The following is a 3,789-nucleotide window of genomic DNA, read 5'->3' as shown; positions in this document are numbered from 1 at the left end:
GCGCCCGCGAGCACCTCGGCCACCCCCGCGTCCGGCCCGGGCGCGGCCAGTGCGAGGTGGCGGGCGTGTTCGGCAGGGTCGAGCGTGGCGGCGGCGAGCCGCGCGTGCGCGGTACGCCGCTCGGCGGCGGTCGCCGTGGCGTACACGGCAACGGCGTCCAGCGGTCGCACGAACCGCACGGCGGTCCCGTCGTCCGACAGGGCCAGCAGGCCGGCGGCCAGGGCGGGGGTGAGGGGGTGGGTTACGGGGTGGGATGACGTGGGTTGGGTTACGGGGTGCCCCGTGGGTTGGGTTACGCGTTGGGCCGTGGGTTGTGGGGTGGGTTGGGTTGCCGGGTGGGTTACGGGCCCGGCCGCGGGACGGGTGGGAGCGTGCGGAGCGGCTTGGGTTACGGGCTGGGTTACGGGTTCGGCTGTGGGTTGGACGTACGGGGTGGGGGCGGGGGGGGGCGGCGCGGAGCCCGGACACGGCTCGATCACGGCGTTCGCCGCACCATCAACTCGGATGCTGTGCACGTTAGTTGGGAACTCTCGACCGCCCGGGCCGAGCCCCGCGAGGAACCGCAGACCCGCACCCACCCGACCGGCCGGACCACCCCCCGCCCAGGCCCCCGACTCCCCGCCCACTACCGCCGTACGAGCCGCCGCGTCCAGCAACTCCCACTCCACCGGGCCCTTCCGTACCGCCGCCGCCATCAGCAGCAGTCCGCGGCCGGCCGGCGGGATGCCGGTGAGCCGTTCCGCGAGGTCCGCGCGGATGTGTTCGGGGAGGGGCAACGGCTGGTCGCGGGTGGGGAGTTCGGGCAGTCGGTCGAGGGCGCGGACGACCTCAAGGGCGTCCAGAAGGTCCCCGTCGCACGCCTCGTGCACCCGCCTGACCAGCCAGTACGGCAGCTTCTTGGCGACGTGGCGGTCGAGCAGTTCGCGCAGTTCGGGTGCGGCGGGCGCCGGGAGTTCGCGGATCAGCGCGGGCCCCGGGCACAGCGCCGCGCCGGTCTGCGGGCCCGCCCCGGCGCGCGCCGTCTCCGTCACGACCGCCCGCACCCGCCCCGGGCCGCGCCGGCGCGCCGCGAAGGCCAGCGTCTGCGCGCTCTCGTCGTCCACGCACTGCGCCCCGTCGACCGCGAGCAGCACCGGGCCGCGCGCGGTCAGCCCGCGCAACAGCGCCAGCAACCCGAGCCGCACGCCCAGCGGGTCGGGCCCACCGGCCGCGGGTTCCTCGCGGCGCAGCACGGCGCGCAACGCGGACCGCTGTGGCGGCGGCAGCGCGGCGAGCGCGTCATCGGCCAGCGGGTCGAGCAGGTCGGCGAGGGTCGCGTACGGCAACGGGCGCTCGGCGGCGCCCGGTTCGGACCACAGCACCGTGCCGGCGTGGGCGCGGGCGCCGTCGACCAGCCCGCGCAGTACGTACGACTTGCCGACGCCGCGCGGCCCGAACAGCACCACGCTGCCGCCGTCGGCGAGGTGGCGCCGGGCCGCGAGCACGACATCGTGCCGCGTGACGGGTTCACAGTCCACGACGGTTTCCTCACGAAGCACGGCCCGCGCCGCCCCGCCCCGCGGGCCCCCGGAATTTCGTTACATGGTCATGCCACGTCGATCCCCCGTCAACGCCCCGCACGGGCCGCCGTTCGGCGGGATTGCTTCACGGGTACGCGCCGGGGGGCGTCCCATGGGGGCGCTACGGGGGCATTGCGAGGGGTCGGCGCGCGGGCTCGTCACAGGGGATCGGCTACGCGGGGTCGTCACGCGGGCGGGCCCGGCCGCGGACCCACCCGGGCCCCCGACCCAAGCCCCAGCCCCAGCCCCAGCCCCAGCCCCAGCGCAGAACCTCGCTCAGAACCCCGCCGAAGCGGACGGCAAGCCCGACGGTGGGGCGGCGCTGGGTGACGTCCCCGAACCGCCCGTCGGCAGTGTCGAAGGTTGGCCGGGACGAGGCTCGATGGTCGGAGGTACGGGCTGGTCAGCGGGGCCCTGCCCGCCCCCGCCCGGGTTCTGCGGGGTCGGCGTGTGCGGGGTGGGGCCCCTCGGTACGTCGGGGACGCCGGGCGACGGGTCGCGCGGCTGCTCGCTGGCGGCGCCGCCCCGCGTCGGGTCGTCGGTCGGGGTCGGCTCGACCGTGGGCTGCGGCGCGGGTTCCGTCGGGGTGGCCGACTCCGGCGCGGGCGCGGTCGGCACGGGGCGCGGGGTGCCCGTCGGGGCCAGCGGCTCCACCTTCCCCTCGGGCCCCGAACCCGGCAGCGCGAGCGCCGCCACCACCGCCAGCGCGACCACCGCGCCCGCGCTGCCCACCGAGGCCACGAGCCGGCGCCGGCGCATCCGCCGCCCGCCCGTGACGGCCGCATCGGTCATGCTCGACAGCGGCGGCTCCGCCGCACCGTCAAGGATCTCCGCGAAGGCGAAACGCAGCTCGACGCCCTCGCCCCGCTCCTGCTTCGGCTCCCGTCCCGGCTTCGGCTCCCGCACGTACCCCCGCTCCGGCTCGTACTCCCGCTCCTGCTCCGGCCCCCGTTCGTACTCCCGCTCCTGCTCCGGCTCCGGCGACATCCCGTCTCTCACCTCCCCCTCACCCCGTTCGCTCCGCCCACACCACGGGCCCCACCCACGCGGCGCGTACCGGCGGCCGTACTGGTCTTGCCGGTCCCACCGGCCTTACTGGTCTTACTGGTCTTGCCGTGCGTGTGCTGCGTACTGGCGGCGCTGTTCGTACGGGCCGTGCTGGCTGCACGCGCTGCGCTGGTCGTACCGGCCGTACTGCTCGTACCGGCGGCCGTGCTGCCCGTACTGCCCGTACTGCCCGTACGAGCAGTACGCAGCACACGGGTCGTACCACCCGCACCGGCAGCCCCACCCCCAGCCCCGCCAGGCCCGTCCCCCTCCACCATCCCTTCCACCAGGCCACGCAACCGTTTGAGCCCCCGCGCGCACTGGCTCTTGACCGTACCCGGGGTGACCCGCAGCGCCTCCGCGGTCTGCTCGACGCTCCAGTCCTCCCAGAAGCGCAGCACCAGCACGGCCCGGTACCGCGGCGGCAGTTCCATCAGCGCCGACTGCATCACGAGCCGCAACTCCGGCGCGTCGGCCGCCACCTCGGGCGCCCCGCGCACGCCCGGCACCTCGTCCACCGGTTCCTCGCGCCACTGGCCCTTGCGGTACTGGTCGATGAAGGTGCGGGTGAGGATGGTGCGCGCGTACGCGTCCACGTTGCCGTCCTTGCGCACCCGGCCCCACGCCGCGTACAGCTTCATCAAGGTGGCCTGGGTCAGGTCCTGGGCGTGGTGCCAGTCGCCGCAGAGCAGGTACGCGTTGCGCCGCAACTGCGCCTGCCGCGCCTCCGCGAACTCCCGGAACTCGCGCTCCCGGACTGCTTCCCGCACCCGCTCGACCTCCCACCGACCCCGCACGCCCGACCCGCACGCCCGGCCCCGTACTCCCGAGTACTCCCGGCCCGTGCACCCGACCCGGCCCCCACACCCGGCCGCGGGCCCTCGCGCACTCGCCCTCGTACTCCCGTCCTCTTAGGTACGGGAGCGGGCGCCGCCGGGTTGCACGCCCGGCCGAAAAAGACGGCCGCGAGATTTTTCGCGGCGGCGTGCAACCCGTTCGGCGGCGGCCCCGTAAACCCCTCACACAGGGCTTCGGCCCGCCGGGCGGGACCGCGGCCCGCCCGGCGCCCCGGGCCGCCCCGCCCCCCCCCCCCCCCGGCGGCCCCGCCCCCCCCCCCCCCCCCCCCCCCCCCCCCCCCCCCCCCCCCCCCCCCGCCCCCCCCCCCCCCCCCCCCCCCCCCCCC

The 3,789-nt window shown here is 76.7% G+C and carries 2 protein-coding genes and 1 pseudogene; all 3 read right to left on the bottom strand.

Features of this window, described 5'->3' with window-relative positions:
- Positions 1–1,517: AAA family ATPase (locus AAHZ94_RS30310; RefSeq protein ID WP_349996929.1), on the bottom strand; the 1,517-nt coding region annotated here is incomplete at its 3' end.
- A 318-nt stretch (positions 1,518–1,835) separates the two neighbouring features.
- A complete protein-coding gene (locus AAHZ94_RS30305; protein ID WP_349996928.1) occupies positions 1,836–2,546 on the bottom strand; it encodes a hypothetical protein in 711 nt (236 codons plus the stop codon).
- Between the two features lie 335 nt (positions 2,547–2,881).
- Positions 2,882–3,376 (bottom strand): annotated as a pseudogene (locus tag AAHZ94_RS30300) (SigE family RNA polymerase sigma factor); the annotation flags it as partial.
- Between the last annotated feature and the right edge of the window lie 413 nt (positions 3,377–3,789).

Source organism: Streptomyces sp. HSW2009 (assembly GCF_040240285.1).
Taxonomy (GTDB): Bacteria; Actinomycetota; Actinomycetes; order Streptomycetales; family Streptomycetaceae; genus Streptomyces.
This window is presented reverse-complemented; position numbering and strand designations above follow the sequence as displayed.